The sequence below is a fragment of the Streptomyces sp. AM6-12 genome (assembly GCF_044327085.1).
Taxonomy (GTDB): domain Bacteria; phylum Actinomycetota; class Actinomycetes; order Streptomycetales; family Streptomycetaceae; genus Streptomyces.
Genome location: NZ_JBIQWN010000001.1, coordinates 4,135,885 through 4,152,885, shown reverse-complemented (window position 1 = coordinate 4,152,885; position 17,001 = coordinate 4,135,885). Strand labels below are relative to the sequence as shown.

The 17,001-nt window shown below is 71.7% G+C and carries 18 protein-coding genes and 1 pseudogene; 6 read left to right on the top strand and 13 right to left on the bottom strand.

Annotation, left to right across the window (positions count from 1 at the left end; all coding sequences use genetic code 11):
* Positions 1 to 9: 9 nt before the first annotated feature.
* The 5 genes and pseudogenes from ACE4Q9_RS18850 to ACE4Q9_RS18830 form a co-directional block, all read right to left on the bottom strand.
* The gene (locus ACE4Q9_RS18850) at positions 10 to 1,221 is read right to left on the bottom strand and encodes a hypothetical protein (protein WP_397985387.1); all 1,212 of its coding nucleotides are present in this window, start codon (positions 1,219 to 1,221) and stop codon (positions 10 to 12) included.
* A 148-nt stretch (positions 1,222 to 1,369) separates the two neighbouring features.
* On the bottom strand, positions 1,370 to 2,308 hold the full coding sequence (locus ACE4Q9_RS18845) for an EamA family transporter (protein WP_397985386.1): 939 nt from the start codon (positions 2,306 to 2,308) through the stop codon (positions 1,370 to 1,372).
* Positions 2,309 to 2,463: 155 nt separating this feature from the next.
* A complete protein-coding gene (locus ACE4Q9_RS18840) occupies positions 2,464 to 3,585 on the bottom strand; it encodes a lipid II:glycine glycyltransferase FemX (RefSeq protein ID WP_397985385.1) in 1,122 nt (373 codons plus the stop codon).
* A 68-nt stretch (positions 3,586 to 3,653) separates the two neighbouring features.
* A pseudogene (locus ACE4Q9_RS18835) lies at positions 3,654 to 4,316 on the bottom strand ((Fe-S)-binding protein); the annotation flags it as partial.
* Positions 4,277 to 6,814 carry an FAD-binding and (Fe-S)-binding domain-containing protein gene (locus tag ACE4Q9_RS18830; RefSeq protein ID WP_397985384.1) on the bottom strand — a complete coding sequence of 846 codons (2,538 nt, stop codon included), beginning with the start codon at positions 6,812 to 6,814 and terminating at the stop codon, positions 4,277 to 4,279. The pseudogene ACE4Q9_RS18835 and the gene ACE4Q9_RS18830, both read right to left, overlap by 40 nt.
* 179 nt (positions 6,815 to 6,993) lie before the next feature.
* Here ACE4Q9_RS18830 and serC point away from each other — a divergent pair, with 179 nt between their 5' ends.
* Positions 6,994 to 8,112, top strand: a complete 1,119-nt coding sequence (gene serC / locus ACE4Q9_RS18825) for a phosphoserine transaminase (RefSeq protein ID WP_397985383.1) — start codon at positions 6,994 to 6,996, stop codon at positions 8,110 to 8,112.
* Positions 8,113 to 8,168: 56 nt separating this feature from the next.
* Here the strand turns inward: serC and ACE4Q9_RS18820 are convergent, their stop codons facing one another.
* From ACE4Q9_RS18820 to ACE4Q9_RS18810, 3 genes are all read right to left on the bottom strand, one after another.
* Positions 8,169 to 8,390: a hypothetical protein gene (locus tag ACE4Q9_RS18820; protein WP_397985382.1), complete on the bottom strand. Its 222-nt coding sequence runs from the start codon at positions 8,388 to 8,390 to the stop codon at positions 8,169 to 8,171.
* A 216-nt stretch (positions 8,391 to 8,606) separates the two neighbouring features.
* Positions 8,607 to 8,786, bottom strand: a complete 180-nt coding sequence (locus ACE4Q9_RS18815) for a DUF397 domain-containing protein (protein ID WP_397985381.1) — start codon at positions 8,784 to 8,786, stop codon at positions 8,607 to 8,609.
* Entirely contained in the window at positions 8,783 to 9,472 is a 690-nt protein-coding gene (locus ACE4Q9_RS18810; RefSeq protein WP_397985380.1) for a DUF5753 domain-containing protein, read from the bottom strand. Before ACE4Q9_RS18810 ends, ACE4Q9_RS18815 begins: the two co-directional genes overlap by 4 nt.
* 336 nt (positions 9,473 to 9,808) lie before the next feature.
* Here ACE4Q9_RS18810 and ACE4Q9_RS18805 point away from each other — a divergent pair, with 336 nt between their 5' ends.
* On the top strand, positions 9,809 to 10,039 hold the full coding sequence (locus tag ACE4Q9_RS18805; protein ID WP_397985379.1) for a hypothetical protein: 231 nt from the start codon (positions 9,809 to 9,811) through the stop codon (positions 10,037 to 10,039).
* On the opposite strand, the gene ACE4Q9_RS18800 is transcribed toward ACE4Q9_RS18805, so the two are convergent.
* Together ACE4Q9_RS18800 and ACE4Q9_RS18795 are read right to left on the bottom strand one after the other, a co-directional pair.
* Positions 10,029 to 10,151 carry a hypothetical protein gene (locus ACE4Q9_RS18800; protein ID WP_397985378.1) on the bottom strand — a complete coding sequence of 41 codons (123 nt, stop codon included), beginning with the start codon at positions 10,149 to 10,151 and terminating at the stop codon, positions 10,029 to 10,031. The two genes, ACE4Q9_RS18805 and ACE4Q9_RS18800, sit on opposite strands and share 11 nt — an antisense overlap.
* 66 nt (positions 10,152 to 10,217) lie before the next feature.
* Positions 10,218 to 11,228 (bottom strand): WD40 repeat domain-containing protein, encoded by a 1,011-nt coding sequence (locus tag ACE4Q9_RS18795; RefSeq protein WP_397985377.1) that lies wholly within the window; start codon positions 11,226 to 11,228, stop codon positions 10,218 to 10,220.
* A gap of 121 nt (positions 11,229 to 11,349) precedes the next feature.
* Here ACE4Q9_RS18795 and ACE4Q9_RS18790 point away from each other — a divergent pair, with 121 nt between their 5' ends.
* From ACE4Q9_RS18790 to ACE4Q9_RS18780, 3 genes are all read left to right on the top strand, one after another.
* Positions 11,350 to 12,033 (top strand): SGNH/GDSL hydrolase family protein, encoded by a 684-nt coding sequence (locus ACE4Q9_RS18790; RefSeq protein WP_397985376.1) that lies wholly within the window; start codon positions 11,350 to 11,352, stop codon positions 12,031 to 12,033.
* Positions 12,034 to 12,130: 97 nt separating this feature from the next.
* Positions 12,131 to 12,727, top strand: a complete 597-nt coding sequence (locus ACE4Q9_RS18785) for a Uma2 family endonuclease (RefSeq protein WP_397985375.1) — start codon at positions 12,131 to 12,133, stop codon at positions 12,725 to 12,727.
* 43 nt (positions 12,728 to 12,770) lie between these two features.
* On the top strand, positions 12,771 to 13,763 hold the full coding sequence (locus ACE4Q9_RS18780) for an aldo/keto reductase (protein ID WP_397985374.1): 993 nt from the start codon (positions 12,771 to 12,773) through the stop codon (positions 13,761 to 13,763).
* Positions 13,764 to 13,976: 213 nt separating this feature from the next.
* Here ACE4Q9_RS18780 and thpR read toward each other — a convergent pair whose 3' ends face one another.
* The gene (thpR, locus tag ACE4Q9_RS18775) at positions 13,977 to 14,549 is read right to left on the bottom strand and encodes an RNA 2',3'-cyclic phosphodiesterase (protein WP_397985373.1); all 573 of its coding nucleotides are present in this window, start codon (positions 14,547 to 14,549) and stop codon (positions 13,977 to 13,979) included.
* 40 nt (positions 14,550 to 14,589) lie between these two features.
* On the opposite strand from thpR, the gene ACE4Q9_RS18770 reads away from it, so the two are divergent.
* Entirely contained in the window at positions 14,590 to 15,105 is a 516-nt protein-coding gene (locus ACE4Q9_RS18770; RefSeq protein ID WP_397985372.1) for a GNAT family N-acetyltransferase, read from the top strand.
* A gap of 34 nt (positions 15,106 to 15,139) precedes the next feature.
* On the opposite strand, the gene ACE4Q9_RS18765 is transcribed toward ACE4Q9_RS18770, so the two are convergent.
* Both ACE4Q9_RS18765 and ACE4Q9_RS18760 read right to left on the bottom strand, forming a co-directional pair.
* Positions 15,140 to 16,483, bottom strand: coding sequence for an MFS transporter (locus tag ACE4Q9_RS18765; RefSeq protein ID WP_397985371.1), 1,344 nt, complete (start codon positions 16,481 to 16,483; stop codon positions 15,140 to 15,142).
* Between the two features lie 27 nt (positions 16,484 to 16,510).
* Positions 16,511 to 16,948 carry a MarR family winged helix-turn-helix transcriptional regulator gene (locus tag ACE4Q9_RS18760; protein WP_397985370.1) on the bottom strand — a complete coding sequence of 146 codons (438 nt, stop codon included), beginning with the start codon at positions 16,946 to 16,948 and terminating at the stop codon, positions 16,511 to 16,513.
* Positions 16,949 to 17,001 lie beyond the last annotated feature (53 nt).

The following is a 17,001-nucleotide window of genomic DNA, read 5'->3' as shown; positions in this document are numbered from 1 at the left end:
CGTCCGGGATCAGCCCAGGAGCGAGGCGAGGGCCCCGGTGAAGGAGTCCGCCGAGTACTCGGCGTGCTCGCGGATCCGGTCGGCCACGGCGGCCGCTCCCCCGCCCTCCACGAGCCGGACGATCCGCTCGGCCCGCCGCTCGCGCCCCTCGGGGCTGTCGGCGACGGCCGGCACGTAGAAGTCGGCCGCGTCGTACGCCATGTGCAGCACGTGCTTCTTCACGTCGCTGAGCGTCAGGTAGTCGCGGTCGGTCGTCGGCACCGGCTCGGGCCTGCCGACGCAGACCACCGGAGTGCCGGCGCCCCAGGCGTTGACGCACAGGTGGTAGGTGTCGGTGATGACGAGGCGGTAGCGGGGCAGGACGCCGAGCAGATCGCCGACGGTGGGATCACCGGGGCGGACCGGGAGGTGACCGACCCGCTGCGGGACGTCCCCCTCGAACCAGGGAAGCCACTCCAGGGGCGCGCCCAGCCGCTCCGCGAGTCCCTGACAGAAGCCGGGCAGCCAGTCGGGGATCTTCGTCCGGGCGCCGAGGAACACCCCGATCGCGCCCCCCTCCGGAAGATCCTGGGACCAGGGCGTGACCGGAAGGCAGTCGAGGTCGCCGGGACGGTTCAGCAGGGCCGCGTCGGAGCCGAAGTGGTCGGTCGTACGGTCCCCGCGCAGATGCCCGAGCTTGGCCGCCGACAGCGGATCGCGCACCCAGATCCGGCGGCTGCGCGTCATCAGCCGCGTGAACAGGGGCCCGTACTCCTTGTCCTCGTAGTCCGACTGCGTGTTGTGCAGGATCGTGCCGCCGTAGCCGAGGGTGCGGTCGAGCAGGCCGTCAGGCTGGTCGGCGAGCAGCAGGGTCCGGTTGAGCAGGGCACGGGCGGCGCCCCGGTCCTCCACGAGCCCGTAGTCGAGGAGCCGGTTGGAGGCGTCCTGGGTGAGGTAGTGCCGGGCGTGCAGGAAGTCGCCCCAGAAGACGACGGCGTCGTGCTCGCGCAGGCTGTCCACCTCGTCGATCAACGACCGGAACCGGAAGGGCAGTTCCGCCCCGCGCACGCCCTCCCGCAGGCCCCGCAGGGGCACCGTCTGCGGCAGGTGCAGCGTGTACCAGCTCGCCTCGAAGCCGCCCCCCATCCGCCGCCGCATCGCCTCGAAGGCCAGGTCGACGGTCAGCATCCCGGTGTTGCGGTAGCCGATGTTGGGCGCGGTGATGACGGCGACACGTGCCATGCGTTCCTGTTCCCCTGCCTGTTGCCGACGCCGCATTCGACGCCACGGACCCCTCCCTGCCAACGTACACAGCGCCACCGCCCGCGGCCCGGCCCACCCCCGCCCATTCGGCCAACCCGCCGCGGGGAGATCCGGGCCAGGGACGGCCCTACGCGTCCAGCACCGGCGTCCTGGCCCGGCCCACCTGGGTGCGCACCGCGCCGATGGTCGCCGCGATGACCAGGGCGATCGCGACGATCTCCCGGACGGACAGGGACTGGCCGAGGATGAGGAAACCGGCGGTGGCGGCCAGGGCCGGTTCCAGGCTCATCAGGATGGCGAAGGTGGCGGCGGGCAGCTTGCGCAGGGCGAGGAGTTCGAGGGTGTAGGGCAGCACCGAGGAGAGCACGGCCACCGCCGCGCCCAGGCCGAGCGTGGTGGGGACGAGGAGACGGTCCCCGGAGGAGGCGATGCCGAGCGGCAGCACCAGCAGCGCCGCGACCGCCATGGCCAGCGCCAGCCCGTCCGCCTGCGGGAAACGCCGGCCGGTGCGCGCGCTGAAGACGATGTACGCCGCCCACATCGCGCCCGCGCCCAGCGCGAAACCCACCCCCACCGGGTCCACCCCGCTGAAGCCCCCGCCGCCGAGCAGGAACACGCCGCCCAGCGCGAGCGCCGCCCACACGACGTTGATCAGGCGGCGGGAGGCCACGACCGAGAGGGCGAGCGGCCCGAGCACCTCCAGGGTGACGGCGGGACCGAGCGGGATACGCGCCACGGCCTCGTAGAACAGGCTGTTCATGGCACCCAGGGCGAGACCGAAGACGATCACCGTGCCCCAGTCGGCGCGCGAGTGGCCGCGCAGCCGGGGCCGGCAGAACAGCAGCAGCACCACCGCCGCCGCGACGAGCCGGAGCGTCACCACCCCCAGCGCTCCCGCCCTCGGCATCAGCGTCACCGCGAGGGCCCCGCCGAACTGCACCGACACTCCGCCGGCCAGCACCAGCCCCACCGGTCCGAGCGAGCCGAGACGGCCCGGAGTGCCGGGCGGACCGGGCGTCGTCGCGGACGACCCCGAGGTGGCGTTGACGGTGTTGACGGTACTCACGGCGGTCCCGGTGCTCGGCTCAGATCATGTACAGCTCCCTGTACTACCCGGTCCAGGGTAGTAGACCCCGTCAGGAGTGTGAACCTCCCATGGCACTGTCCTGGATCCTGAGACGCACCCCTCCCGCATCGCGGGCGCTCCGGCCGCCGCCTCCCTCAGCGGCGCGCCATGTACAGGTCGAACGCCTTGTGCAGCAGGCGGTTCAGAGGGAAGTCCCACTCGCCCGCGTACTCCACCGCCCCGCCGCCCGCGCCCACCTTGAAGCGGAGCAGTCCGAGGAGGTGGTTGGACTCCTCCAGGGTGTCCGTGATGCCCCGGAAGTCGTAGACATGGGCGCCCAGCTCATGGGCGTCGCACATCATCCGCCACTGCATCGCGTTGTTGGGCTGCACCTCGCGTCTGCGGCTGGTGGAGGCGCCGTACGAGTACCAGACGTGTCCGCCGACGATCAGCATCGTGGCCGCGGCGAGCACCTCGCCGTCGTGTTGCGCGAGGTACAGCCGCATCCGGTCCGGGTCCTCGGCGGTCAGGGCCGTCCACATCCGCTGGAAGTACGGCAGCGGGCGCGGGATGAAACGGTCCCGCTCCGCCGTCTCCGCGTACAGCTCGTAGAAGGCCGGCAGATCCTCGTAGTCCCCCCGTACGACCTTCACCCCCGCCTTCTCGGCCTTCTTGATGTTGCGCCGCCACTGCTGGTTGAGCCCGCCCTGGATGTCCTCCAGCGACCGCCCGGCATACGGCACCTGGCAGACGTACCGGGGCTGCCCGGCGGCGAAGCCGTCCTCGCCGCCGGGCTCGGTCTGCCGCCAGCCCATGCGGCGCAGCCGGTCGACGAGGGCGAGCGCCCCCGGCTCCTCGGAGGTCGGCGGCGCGTCCCGCAGCCGGTGCGCGTCCGGGTCGGCGATGGCGGCCTTGACCGCCTCGGGGCTCCACCGCCGCACCACCACGGGCGGCCCCATCCTCACCGAGAAGGCGCCCAGCCGCTTGAGGTGGGCCAGCATCGGGTCCAGCCAGCGCTCCAGGTCGGGTGCGTCCCAGTCGATGACCGGGCCTTCGGGTAGGTACGCCAGGTAGCGCTTCACCTTGGGCAGCGACCGCAGCAGCACCAGCCCGACCCCGACGAGCCGCCCGTCCGCCTCGAACCACCCCAGGCTCTCCGCCCGCCAGTCCGGCTTCACATCCCCCCAGGACGGCAGCTGGAGGTGGCTGACCGAGGGGCGGGCCGCCACGAAGGCGAGATGTTCGGCCCGGCTGACCGGACGGACGGCGAGGCTCATGCGCGTGGCTCCTTCACGGCTCAATGATCACTCAACCTATCGAAGCAGCGCCTTCCGCCTTCGGCCCGTCATTCCCCTCCCTCCCGCTCGTGTCCCGCTCCGGCGCCTCCGCTCGTGTCCCGCTCCAGCGCTTCGGCCAGCACCTCCGCCAGGTGCCGTCCCCGCACTCCGCCCAGTTGCTCCAGCTGGGTGCGGCAGGAGTAGCCGTCGGCCAGGACCACGGTGTCCGCGGCCGCCTCCCGTATCGAGGGCAGCAGCCGCTCCTCCGCGCAGGCCCTGGAGACCTCGAAGTGGCCTTTCTCGAAGCCGAAGTTGCCGGCCAGGCCGCAGCAGCCGCCGGAGAGTTCCCCGGTGAGGCCGGCCGACTCGCGCAGCCGGCGGTCCGGGGCGTCGCCGAGGACCGCGTGCTGGTGGCAGTGGGTCTGACCGGCGACGGGGCGGTCCACGGCGGGCGGGGTCCACCGCGGGGCGTGCCGCTCCAGGGCCTCGGCGAAGGTGAGCACGGCGGCGGCGAGCCGGGGCGCGCGCGGGTCGTCGCCCAGGAGTTCCGGCAGGTCGGTGCGGAGGGCGGCCGCGCAGCTCGGTTCCAGCACGACGACCGGGACGCCCGCGCGCAGCACCGGCTCCATCAGATCGAGCGTGCGGCGCAGCACCGCACGGGCACGGTCGAGCTGGCCGGTGGAGAGGTAGGTCAGACCGCAGCAGACGCGGGCACGGCGGGCGGGGAGGAGGGAAAGGGCGGCGGCCAGGGGGGTGAGGGCCGAGGGGCTGGAGATTGAGAGGGTGGGGTCCGGGGGGTTGAGGGCTGGGGAGTTGGGGGCCGTGGGGCCGGGGGCCGGGGGGCGGCGGCCGGAGAACTGGAGGCCGGAGGGCTGAGGGCTGGGGAGATGGGGGCCGTGGGGCCGGCGGCCGTGGGGTTGAGGGCCGGGGGCCGGCGCGGCGGCCGGGTCGGCGGGAGGGTCACCCGGAGTCCGGCGGCCTCCAGGACGCGGACGGCCGCGCGGCCGACCGAGGGGGACAGGTGCTCGGTGAAGGTGTCCGGCCAGAGGACGACCAGGTCGCCGGTGCCTTGGGCCGGCGCGGGCTTCCGGCGCCGCCACCAGCCGGTGAAGGTCCGCGGGGCGAGCCGGGGCAGCCGCCGCTCGGGCGCGATCCCGGCCAGGCGTTTCGCGGCGGCGGCCAGGGGCGGGACGGCGGCGAGCGCGTTGAGCAGCGGAGCCGTACGGGTGCGGGCGGTCCAGCGCAGCCACTCGGGCAAGCGGCCCATGCTGTGGTGGGCGGCGGGGCGGCGGCGGTCCGCGTAGTGGTGGTGCAGGAACTCGGCCTTGTAGGTGGCCATGTCGACACCGACCGGGCAGTCCGTGCGGCAGCCCTTGCAGGCGAGGCAGAGGTCGAGGGCGTCACGGACCTCGGTGGAGCGCCAGCCGTCGGTGATCAGCTCCCCCGCCAGCATCTCGTGCAGCAGCCGGGCCCGGCCGCGGGTGGAGTGCTCCTCCTCGCCGGTCGCCCGGAAGGACGGGCACATCACGGCGGGGCCGTCCGCCGAGGTCGTACGGCACTTGGCCACACCGACGCAGCGGCGGACGGCCGCGCGGAAGTCGCCACCGTCGGCCGGGTAGCCGAAGGCCACGTCCACCGGTCCGGCGGGCAGCACGGAGAAGCGGAGGTTGCCGTCGAGCGGGGCGGGGCGGACCAGCATGCCGGGGTTGAGCAGGTCGTCCGGGTCCCAGAGGGCCTTGGCGCGCTCGAACAGCCGGACCGTCTCGGCGCCGTACATCCGGGGCAGCAGTTCCGCGCGGGCCTGGCCGTCGCCGTGCTCCCCGGACAGCGAGCCGCCGTGGGCCACCACCAGGTCGGCCAGTTCCTCCGAGAAGCGCCGGAAGCGGCCGATGCCGGGCGGGGTGAGCAGGTCGAAGTCGATGCGGACGTGAATGCAGCCGTCGCCGAAGTGGCCGTACGGAGTGCCGCGCAGGCCGTGGGAGGAGAGCAGGGCGCGGAAGTCGCGCAGATAGGCGCCGAGCCGGGCGGGCGGCACCGCGCAGTCCTCCCAGCCGGGCCATGCCTCGGAGCCGTCCGGCATCCGTGTCGCCGTACCGCTCGCGTCCTCGCGGATGCGCCACAGGGTCCGCTGGGCGGCGGGCTCGGTCACCACGAGGGCGTCCACCACATCGGCGGCCCGCACGATCTCCTCCGCGTGCGCACGGGCCTCCGCCGGTGACCCTCCGCCCGTCTCCACGAACAGCCAGGCGCCGCCCCTGGGCAGTCCGGTCCCCGCGGGCACCAGGTCGCAGGCCATGCCCTCCACCGTCAGCGGGCCGTGCGGCAGGAGGCCGGCGGCGGCCTCGGCGGCGGCGCTCTCGTCGCCGTACCCCAGCACTGCCAGCGCGCGGGCGGGTGGGGCCTCGACCAGGCGCACCACCGCCTCGGTGAGGATGCCGAGGGTGCCCTCGGAGCCGCAGAAGGAGCGGGCCACGTCGGCGCCCCGCTCCGGCAGCAGCGCGTCCAGCGCGTATCCGGAGATGCGGCGGGGCAGGTCCGGGAAGCCGGTGCGCAGCCGGGCCGTCTCGCCCTGCGCCAGCTCCCGCAGCCCCTCGGGCGCGCCGGCCCACCCCGGCCCGAGCCGCAGCTGCCCGCCGCGCGCGGTGAGCACCTCCAGCTCCGCGATGTTGTCGGCGGTCGTCCCCCAGGCCACCGAGTGGGAGCCGCAGGAGTTGTTGCCGATCATCCCGCCGAGGGTGCAGCGGCTGTGCGTGGACGGGTCGGGTCCGAAGCGCAGGCCGTGCGGTGCGGCGGCGCGCTGGAGGGCGTCGAGGACCAGGCCGGGCTGCACGACGGCTGTGCGCGTGCCGGGGTCCAGCTCCACCAGGCGGTCCATGTGGCGGGTGAAATCCAGTACGACCCCTGTCCCCGTGGCCTGCCCGGCGATCGACGTGCCCCCGCCGCGGGCGACCACCGGCACGCCGCGTGCCCGGCACACCTCCAACGCCGCCGCCACGTCCTCGGCGTCCCGCGGGGCGACGACTCCCGCGGGGACGCGCCGGTAGTTGGAGGCGTCCATGGTCATGAGCGCGCGGGCGGTGGCGTCGAAGCGGACGTCGCCGCGCAGGCGTGCGCGCAGGTCGGCTTCGAGCGCGGAGAGGGCCGAGGGGTCCGAGAAGTCCGCGAGGTGCGTGGAGTGTGCGGGGTGTGCGGGGTCCGAGGGGCCCGTCCCGTCCGTGTGGTCCGTCATGCGTTCAGGATGCATCCGATCACCGACCGTCACCGAAAGTTATCCACAACCCCGCCTTGATCGTCGTACAAGCCCACCCATGATCGTCGTACGACACGACAAGTCAGTCTCCTGGTGCCCTTGTCTCATCCGACGGACACGGTTCCGTGCCGTTTCGCCCACCCGATACGCTCCGAGTCGTGGCCGACATCCAGATTCCCGCTGACATCAAGCCCGCCGACGGACGTTTCGGCGCGGGCCCCTCCAAGGTGCGGACCGAGGCGCTCGACGCCCTCGCCGCCACCGGAAGCTCCCTGCTCGGTACCTCCCACCGCCAGGCGCCCGTCAAGAACCTGGTCGGTAAGGTCCGCGAGGGGATCTCCGAGCTGTTCTCCCTCCCCGATGGCTACGAGGTCGTCCTCGGCAACGGCGGCTCCACCGCCTTCTGGGACATCGCCACCCACGGGCTGATCGAGAACAAGTCCCAGCACCTCAGCTTCGGCGAGTTCTCCTCCAAGTTCGCCAAGGCCGCGAAGCTCGCGCCCTGGCTGGCCGAGCCGACGGTGATCGCCACCGATCCGGGCACCCACCCCGAGGCGCGGGCCGAGGCGGGCGTCGACGTGTACGCCTTCACCCACAACGAGACGTCCACCGGTGTCGCCATGCCCATCCAGCGGGTGGCCGGCGCCGACGAGGGTTCCCTCGTCCTGGTGGACGCGACCTCCGGCGCGGGCGGCCTGCCGGTCGACATCGCCGAGACCGACGTCTACTACTTCGCCCCGCAGAAGTCCTTCGCCTCCGACGGCGGCCTGTGGATCGGCGTGTTCTCCCCCGCCGCGATCGAGCGCGCGGAGCGGATCCACGCGTCCGGCCGGCACATCCCGGAGTTCTTCTCGCTGCCCACGGCGATCGACAACTCCCGCAAGAACCAGACGTACAACACCCCGGCTCTCGCCACCCTCTTCCTGCTCGGCCAGCAGCTGGACTGGCTCAACGGCCAGGGCGGCCTGGACTTCGCGGTCCGCCGCACCGCCACCTCGGCGCGGGCGCTGTACAACTGGGCCGAGGACGTCAAGTTCGCCAGCCCCTTCGTCACCGACCCGGCGAAGCGTTCCGCGGTCATCGGCACCATCGACTTCTCCGACGACATCGACGCCGCCGCCATCGCCAAGGTGCTGCGCGCCAACGGCATCGTCGACACCGAGCCCTACCGCAAGCTGGGCCGCAACCAGCTGCGCGTCGCCATGTTCCCGGCGATCGACCCGGCGGACGTCGAGGCGCTGACCAAGTGCATCGACTACGTCATCGAGAAGCTCTGACCTCCCGGCTACGACGATGAGGGGCGCCCGGCGACAGTGCCGGGCGCCCTTCGCCGTCATCCGGCCCGGCCGCTTCCTTCCCCATCCCCGACGAACAGCCCCTCGGCGCTCGTCACGGTGAGGGAACGGTCGAGCCAGGTCCCCAGGACATCAAGGTCGACGCACGCCATGACCCGCTCCCGGACCGAGTCCGAGACCTCGACGCCCCGCGCACCGAGAATATGAAGGATGTCCTCGGCACGGCTCTCGGCACGGACCTTGCGCCACGCCTCCTCCATCACGGTGTTGTTGCCGGGAAGACCGGGGCGTACGTGGCCACCCAGTCCTTGTGGGGCCCCACTTCCGGCCCGACCTCGTCCTTCCAACGGCCTGCTCTCGGTGAGGTCGGTGTCCAGTGCCTCGATCGAGTCGTACTCGGGAAACGCGATGACCGCCCGGCAGGAGACGGCGCCCGAGCGAGGATCCGCCGGGCGCCCTTGGCCGTTGTGCGTGGCCTACGCGAACTGGCGCAGGAAGTTCTCCCAGGTTTCACGGGAGACGGTGAGGAGGGGGCCGTTGTCCTGCTTGCTGTCGCGGACCGCTCGACCGGCGGAGGCCGTGTCGGCGACCTCGACGCAGGCGTTCTCCTGCCCCGAGTACGACGACTTCCAGAAGGGGCTTACGACCTCGGTCACGATGTGTCTTCCTTCAAGCTCCGCAGTACGCCCCGGATGAGCTTCGCACTCGCGTCCGGCGTCAACGCCGCCGATCGTAGTAGGTCGTATGCATTGGCGTAAGCGGCGAGGTCCTCGGCCCCTTCGAGAACCGAGGTGCCCCGCAGGTTGTCCATGGCGACCGCTTGGACCGTCGGCTCCTCGTCAAAGCTGAAGGAGGAGAAGGCGGAGGAGTAACCGGCCAGAACGCCCGCGCCGAACGGCAGCACCTGAACAGTGACGTTCTTCCGCTTCCCGATCTCCAGGATCGCGGCCAGTTGTTCCCGGTGGATGCCGACGCTCACCAGCGGATGCGCGACAACCGACTCCCAGAGGATGGCCGTGTACGACGCCCCGCCCTCTTCGATCTTCGCCTGTCGCGCCACACGCACCTTTACCAACTGAGCGGCGCGTTCGGGCTCCATGTAGTTCGGGCCGCCGGCGATGACGGCCTCCGCATAGTCCGGAGTTTGCAGGAGACCGGGCACCATGACCGGCTGCCACTCCCGAATGTAGGTCGCGTCGTCCTCCAGCGCGATGTGGTCGACGTAATCCGGACGCAGGTGCGCGGCATGCTCCAGCCACCAGCCCCGACGCTTCGACTGGCGAGCCAGCTCCTCCAGCTTCTTGCGGACTTCGAGGTCGTGCACGCCGTACGCGTCCAGCAAAGCCCGGATTTCAAGCGGGCGGGCGGAGACGTGTCCGGTCTCTCTCCTGCGCCCTGGTCGAGGTCACGCTCACCCTCCAGGAGCAGGTCCTACGGCTGGAGGTCTCGGATCCGGACCGCGACCGGCTTCCCCACCCCCGTGACTGCGCGCCGGACGAAGAGGGCGGACACGGACTCGCGCTCGTGGCGGCGCTGGCCGAGGCCTGGGGCTACCGGCAGGAGCCGTACACGAAGTGCGTGTGGGCCACGTTCACGCTCGCGGAGAAAACCTTTGTTCCGACGGCTTTATGACGCGCTCGCGCGGCCGCTCACCAGGTTCCGCCATCCCAACCTTGAGGTGGCGGACCTGGAGCTCGCGCGGGAGGTCCGGACACCGGACCCGTACGTATGGCGCCCGCCGAACCCGTACGACGCGCGCTGGCGACGCTGGGCCAAACGCAACCGCGCGGCCGACCTCCGGTTGCCGATCCTGCGCGACGAAGCATGCTGGCAGAGCACCGAACCTCCCTGCGCGCCCCTCTGGGAAGCCGCGGACGACGTGGTGCGGCCGTACGTGCTCAGCCCCTGATGCTCCGGCGGACGCGGGCGATCACCTGTTGGGCCTCGGTGCCGTAGACGGCTGATTCGGCGAAGGTGTCCCAGACGCGGTGGTAGAGGTCGAGTGATTCCGGGTCGTCCAACCAGAGTCTCCCTCGTCGCCTGCTCGCCCAACCGCGCGGCCCGGACTCCCCTGTCCGCTGGGCATGTCACCGGCTGCGGCGGCGGCGCCCCAGGGCGAACAGGCCCAGCAGCACGACCACGACAGCCGCCGCGCCCAGTTTGGTGCTGGAGCCGCCGGTCACCGGGTTGCCCGGTGAGCCGCCCTCCCGGTCCGGGGAGGACTTCGGGGCGTCCGGGGCGTCCTTGGCGACGACCGTGCTGTCGGCGCCCTCGCTGCTGTAGAGGAGTTTCGTGCCGTCGGCCGAGTAGGTGATGCCCTCGCCCTGGCCCTGGAGGGGGACGTCGAGCGTTTCGGCGCGCTTGGGGTGGCCGTCGTTCCAGGAGTAGTAGATGCCGCCCAGGTAGCCGCGCACGGCGAAGTGGGTGCCGTCGGGCGAGAAGGTGGCGTCCGTCGCCCAGAGATCGATGGGGGCGATCGGCCTGAAGATGTTGGCGCCGGTGGTGGAGAGGGTGGCGGGGCCCTCGTAGAGGTGGCCGCCGTCCTCCTTCTTGTCGATGATGTAGACCCGGCCCGTCTTGGGCTGGACCATCATCGACTCGGCGTTGCGCGGGCCGTTGGAGTACTTCACCACGTACTGCGTCGCCGTGATCGTCTGGTCCTTCAGGACCTCCGGCTCCGGGAGGCGGTAGATCCACACGTAGGGCCAGCGGCCGTCGAAGTTGTCGCCGATGTCGCCGACGTAGATCTCGTTGTGCGGCCCGATCGAGATCGCCTCGACGTCGCGCGGGGTGCCGACGCCCCGCAGGGTCACCCGCGCCACCGTCTTCCCGGTCGCGCCGTCCACGGCGTAGATGTACGGGCCGTCGCCGCTGTCGTTGTGCGTCCAGTAGATACCGGGATGCAGATGGGAGGCGGCCAGGCCACTGGACTCCGTGATCCGCGGGTCCGACATGGTGAACCCCTTGTCCCCGGCGCTCACGGCACTCCTGGTGCCCGCGGTGCGCGTGGTGCCCCCGGTGCCCTCCGCGGCGGACGCGGGCAGCGCGCAGGCGCCGGCGAGCAGGACGGCGGCGAGGACGGCGAACGGTCGGCGCATCCCCCAAGCCTGCCATCACCGCCCGGCGTTCACCCCTCCGGCCACCCCCGGACGCCCCCCGGGCGCCTCACGTGGCGGGCCTCACACCCCACCCGCCGTACCGATCGTCCATGATGATCGGGTGCTCAGGTTCATGCCCGTGGGCGACTCCATGACGATCGGGAGCGCGGGCGAACGCACATGGCGTCACCGGCTGTGGCAGCTCCTGCGCGCAACGTACGACCCCGCCGTCACCCTCGTCGGACCGCGCGAGACGCTGTACGACAAGCAGACCGGCGCCGCGACGTCCCTCGCCTACGCCGACCCCGACTTCCCCCGCGCCCATCTCGCGGGCTGGGGCGAGGGCTGGCTGCACATGGCCCCGCTGATCGGCGACGCGATACGCGACTGCCGGCCGGACGTGCTGCTCGTCTCCCTCGGCCTCATCGACCTCGGCTTCTACACGAACGCCGAGCAGACCGCCGGGAACGTCCGCGCCTTCATCGGCGCCGCCCGCGCCGCCGACCCGCGCATCCGCATGGTCCTGCTGCCGGTGATCCCCAACGTCCGCGCCGAGTCCGACGCGCCCTTCGCCGACCAGGTCGCCCTCTTCAACGTGCTCCTCGCCAAGGCGGTCGCCGACCTGGACGAACCCCGGTCGCCGATCCTGCTGGCGTCGCCGCCGACGTCGTACGACATCCACGCCGACACGTACGACGGCACCCATCCGAACGCGAGCGGCGAGCGGCGGATCGCGGAGGCGTTCGCGGGGGCGATGCGGGAGGCGTGGGGAATCGGGCAGGCGTGCGTGGCTAGAACAGCCTGAGCGATTTGGCCGGATTCCGGCGTCTCTTCGTCACGGTGCGTATCGTTGTACCGCGCGGTCGCCCTCGTCCGTGAGGCGGCCGGGGAGGAGCGCCATAATGACCATCCTGGAAGACAGGATCGAGATCAAGATGGCCGACGAGAACGCCGAGAGCCTGGACCAGTGGTTCGAGCGCCTTGAGCGGATGCCCGTCCCCGAGGGTTACAAGGTGGAGATCGTTGGGGGCAGTGTCTTCATGACGCCGCAGCGGGACATCCACTGGGAAACCATCCGCGAGATCCTCTGGGCGCTCGAAGACCACTTCGGCAGGCGCCGCACACGGGTTTTCACCGACGTCCGGATCGATTTCCCCGGGTTCCAGAACGGCTTCTGCCCCGATGTGGCCAAGTTGCGCGAGGGCGCGGTGAAGGACGAGAGAGGCCGCTGGCGTCACGAGGACGTCGACTTCGTCGCCGAGGTCATCTCCAAAGGGACCGCCCACAACGACTACGGCCCCAAGAAGGCCGCCTACGCGCTCGCCGGTGTTCCCGTGTACCTCATCGCCAACCCCTATCAGGCGAGGTGCCATGTGTACACGGAGCCCAAGGAGGACTCCTACGCCTGCGAATTGCGGGTGAGCTACGGGACGGACGTCGACATGACCACCACCGCCCTCGGCCTCCTCATCAAGACGACCCATTTCCCCCGCGACTGACCGCCCTTGCCTTGAGCCCACTCCAAGCCGTTGGCTGGTGACCATGAAGTACACGCAGCTTGGACGCACAGGGCTCAAGGTCAGCCGACTGGTTCTCGGGACGATGAACTTCGGGCCGCAGACGGACGAAGCCGGCAGTCACGCGATCATGGACGCGGCGCTGGACGCGGGCATCAACTTCTTCGACACCGCCAATGTGTACGGGTGGGGGGAGAACAAGGGTCGCACCGAGAGCATCATCGGGAACTGGTTCGCCAAGGGCGGTGACCGCCGGGACAAGGTCGTCCTCGCCACCAAGGTCTACGGCAACATGGCCGCCGACGGCGACGCCTGGCCGAACCACGACAAGCTCTCCGCGCTGAACATCCGGCGCGCGGTGGACGCCAGCCTCAAGCGGCTCCAGACCGATCACATCGACCTCTACCAGTTCCACCACATCGACCGGAACACCCCCTTCGAGGAGATCTGGCAGGCGATCGACACCCTCGTCCAGCAGGGCAAGATCCTCTACGCCGGCTCCTCCAACTTCCCCGGCTACAAGATCGCCCAGGCCAACGAGACCGCCGCCCGCCGCGGCGGCACCCTCGGCCTCGTCAGCGAGCAGTGCCTGTACAACCTCGCCGAGCGCCGCGCCGAGATGGAGGTCATCCCGGCCGCGCGGGAGTACGGCCTCGGGGTCATCCCCTGGTCCCCGCTGCACGGCGGGCTGCTCGGCGGTGTGCTCAAGAAGGAGGTGCAGGGTGGACGCCGCGCCTCCGGGCGGGCCGCCGACACCCTCGCCGACCCGGCCGCCCGCGCGCGCGTCCAGTCGTACGAGGACCTGCTCGACAAGCACGGCCTGGAACCCGGTGAGACCGCCCTGGCCTGGCTGCTCACCCGCCCCGGCGTCACCGGTCCGATCGTCGGCCCGCGTACCGCGGAGCAGCTCCAGTCGGCGGTGCGGGCGGTGGAGCTGGAGCTGAGCGACGAGCTGCTGACCGGCCTGGACGAGATCTTCCCGGGGCCGGGCCCCTCCCCGGAGGCCTTCGCCTGGTAGACGCACTGAGGGTCCAGGCGCCGCCTGAGGGGCGGGGAACCGCGCGAGCAGCCCACGAACGGCCGCAGCCGCCGGCGAACCCGCGTCCCCCGCCCCCCAGGGCGCACAAACCAACCGCTACCTGACAGCCGCCGCCACCGCGACGACCACCAACATGAGCACAAGCGCACCGGCCATGATCCGGTTCCGGGTTTTCGGGTCCACGCATCGAGCCTAACCGGACGCTCCGCACACCCATCGCCCGACCGCCTCGTACCGCGGCTGCTCCCCCGGCACCCCCGACCTCGGCAGCTCGCTGCGCACCAGCGCCAGCTCGGTCACCCGCCAGCTCCGGCCCGCGAACTCGCGCAGCAGCTCCACATGCGGCCGTACGTCCACCTCCCCCCGGCCGCGGGCCAGCGTGAGGTGCGCCTGGTAGCGGCGGTGCTCCTCCAGCCGCAGCCCCGCCTTGCGGCCCGCCGCCTCCGCCCGGCCGGCCAGCAGGCGCAGGGCGTCCACGTCGCCCGCGGCGCCGGTCCACAGCGCGCGGCCGTGGCCGAACCGGCCGCCGCCGCGCAGAGACAGCTCGAAGGGGTCGGTGTGCCGGGCCGCGCGGGCCAGGCGGGCGGACAGCTCGGGTACGAGGTCCTCGGCGACCTCGCCGTAGAAGGCGAGGGTGAGGTGCCAGCCGGGGCGGCCGGTCCAGCGCAGCCCGTCGGCGCCCGGCAGCCGCTTCAACCGGTCGACTTCCAGGGCGAGTTCGGCGGTGACGCCCTCCGGCGGCAGCACAGCGGCGAAGAGTCTCATGCCTTCACGATCCCAGAGGCGCGCGGGCATGATGGCCGTCATGACGATCACCATCCGCGCGGGCGGCCCCGGCGACGTGCCGCTGATCCTGGCCATGCTGGACAGCTCGGTGGAGTGGCTGGCGGCCCAGGGGCGCACCCGGCAGTGGGGCACCGAGCCCTGGTCGGCGGATCCCAGGGCGGTGGAGACGGTACGGCGGTACGCCGCCGCGGGCACGCCGTACTTCGCCGAGGTGGACGGCGTACCGGCCGCCACCCTCACCCTCAGCGACGCGCCCGGCGCCTATCTGGAGCCCGCGGGCGAGCCCGAGCGGTACATCCATCTGCTCGCCTCGGACCGCCGGTTCAAGGGGCGGGGCGCCGGTGCCGCGCTGCTCGCCCACGCGGCCGAGGTGACCCGGCGGGCCGGGGTCTCGCTGCTGCGGGTGGACTGCTACGCGGGCGACGACGGCAAGCTGGTCGCCTTCTACGAGAAGAACGGCTTCGTCCGGACCGAGGCGTTCCGCCACGGTCCGGACGACTGGCCGGGTCAGGTACTGGCCCAGCGGGTGCGATAGGGCACCGGCACCCTCCGGACAGCCACGGAGACGGTCACGCCGCCGTGGCGAGCTCCTCCCGCCGCCGCGGCACGAACCGCAGCCGCGGTGTGCCCCGCTCCCAGCCCACCGACAGCCGCAGACCGCCGACGCGGGCGAGGACCAGGCCGATGACACCGGCCGCGAGCGCGGAGACGACGCCACCGAGGGCGAAGCCGACGCGGGCGCCGTAGGTGTCGGTGATCCAGCCGATGACCGGGGCGCCGAGCGGGGTGCCGCCCATGAAGACCATCATGAACAGGGACATCACCCGGCCGCGCATGGCCGGGTCGGTGGCCATCTGCACGGTGGTGTTCGCGGTCACGTTGACCGTGAGGCCGCAGATCCCGATCGGCACCATGAGCACGGCGAACAGCCAGTACGAGGGTGCCAGCGAGGCCACGATCTCCAGCGCCCCGAAGGTGAGCGCAGCGAGGATCAGCAACCGCATCCGGGCCGAGCCGCGGCGGGCGGCCAGCAGGGCGCCGCCCAGGGAGCCCGCGGCCATCAGGGTGTTGAGGAGGCTGTAGCCGCCGGCACCGACGTGGAAGACGTTGTCGGCGAAGGCGGACAGCCACACCGGGAAGTTGAAGCCGAAGGTCCCGATGAAGCCGACGAGGACCACGGACCAGATCAGTTCCGGGCGCCCGGCGACGTACTGGAGGCCCTCCCGCAGCTGGCCCTTGCCGCGCGGGGTCCGCTTGACCGGGTACAGCTCGCGGGCGCGCATCAGGAGCAGGCCGGTGATCGGCGCGGCGAAGGACAGGCCGTTGGCGAGGAACGCCCAGCCGGTGCCCACTCCGGTGATCATGAGGCCGGCGACGGCGGGGCCGACGAGGCGCGCGGACTGGAAGTTCGCGGAGTTCAGGCTGACCGCGTTGTGCAGCTGGTCGGGGCCGACCATCTCGGAGACGAAGGACTGCCGGGCGGGGTTGTCGACCACCGTGGCGAGTCCGACGAAGAACGCGGCGAGATAGACGTGCCAGACCTGGACCTGGCCGGTGAGGGTCAGCGCGGCGAGCGCGAGACCGCTGAGCGCCATCGCGGACTGGGTGACCAGGAGCGCGGGGCGCTTGGGCAGCCGGTCGACGAGGACACCGCCGTAGAGACCGAACAGGAGCATCGGCAGGAACTGAAGGGCCGTCGTGATGCCGACGGCCGCGGAGGACCCGGTGAGGCTCAGGACGAGCCAGTCCTGGGCGATGCGCTGCATCCAGGTGCCCGTGTTGGAGACGACCTGGCCTATGAAGAAGAGGCGGTAGTTCCTGACCTTCAGCGAGCTGAACATCGAGGACTTGCGGGCGGGGGTAGTAGGGGCGGTCGGTGCGGGGGCGGAAGGTGTTCCGGATCCCGTACTCAACAGAATTCGCCTCCTCAGGCTGCTGCTTTACAGGTGTGCGAGTTTTTCCAGCACGGGGGCGGCGGCGCGCAGCTTGGCCCACTCGTCCTCGTCGAGGCCGTCGGCGAGATTCGCCAGGAACGCGTTGCGCTTGCGACGGCTCTCCTCGAGCATCGTCTCGGCCTGCTCGGTCTGGGTGACGACCTTCTGGCGCCGGTCCTCCGGGTGCGGTTCGAGACGGACCAGTCCCTTGGCTTCGAGCAGCGCGACGATGCGGGTCATCGAGGGCGGCTGGACATGCTCCTTGCGGGCCAGCTCGCCCGGCGTGGCCGAGCCGCAGCGGGACAGGGTGCCGAGCACCGACATCTCGGTGGGGCTCAGCGACTCGTCCACCCGCTGGTGCTTGAGCCGACGGGACAGCCGCATCACGGCGGAGCGGAGGGAGTTCACGGCGGCAGCATCGTCGCCATGGTTGAGGTCCGGCATGTCCTTAGCGTAACTCATTACTCTAACTAAAGACCACCGTGGCGCGCCGGTGT

What these genes read in the sequence shown, in the direction of transcription:
- ACE4Q9_RS18850 (WP_397985387.1), bottom strand. Translation starts at nt 1,221, where the DNA reads ATGGCACGTGTCGCCGTCATCACCGCGCCCAACATCGGCTACCGCAAC.
- ACE4Q9_RS18840 (WP_397985385.1), bottom strand. Translation starts at nt 3,585, where the DNA reads ATGAGCCTCGCCGTCCGTCCGGTCAGCCGGGCCGAACATCTCGCCTTC.
- ACE4Q9_RS18830 (WP_397985384.1), bottom strand. Translation starts at nt 6,814, where the DNA reads ATGACGGACCACACGGACGGGACGGGCCCCTCGGACCCCGCACACCCC.
- ACE4Q9_RS18820 (WP_397985382.1), bottom strand. Translation starts at nt 8,390, where the DNA reads ATGGAGGAGGCGTGGCGCAAGGTCCGTGCCGAGAGCCGTGCCGAGGAC.
- ACE4Q9_RS18795 (WP_397985377.1), bottom strand. Translation starts at nt 11,228, where the DNA reads ATGCGCCGACCGTTCGCCGTCCTCGCCGCCGTCCTGCTCGCCGGCGCC.
- ACE4Q9_RS18785 (WP_397985375.1), top strand. Translation starts at nt 12,131, where the DNA reads ATGACCATCCTGGAAGACAGGATCGAGATCAAGATGGCCGACGAGAAC.
- ACE4Q9_RS18780 (WP_397985374.1), top strand. Translation starts at nt 12,771, where the DNA reads ATGAAGTACACGCAGCTTGGACGCACAGGGCTCAAGGTCAGCCGACTG.
- thpR (WP_397985373.1), bottom strand. Translation starts at nt 14,549, where the DNA reads ATGAGACTCTTCGCCGCTGTGCTGCCGCCGGAGGGCGTCACCGCCGAA.
- ACE4Q9_RS18770 (WP_397985372.1), top strand. Translation starts at nt 14,590, where the DNA reads ATGACGATCACCATCCGCGCGGGCGGCCCCGGCGACGTGCCGCTGATC.
- ACE4Q9_RS18760 (WP_397985370.1), bottom strand. Translation starts at nt 16,948, where the DNA reads ATGCCGGACCTCAACCATGGCGACGATGCTGCCGCCGTGAACTCCCTC.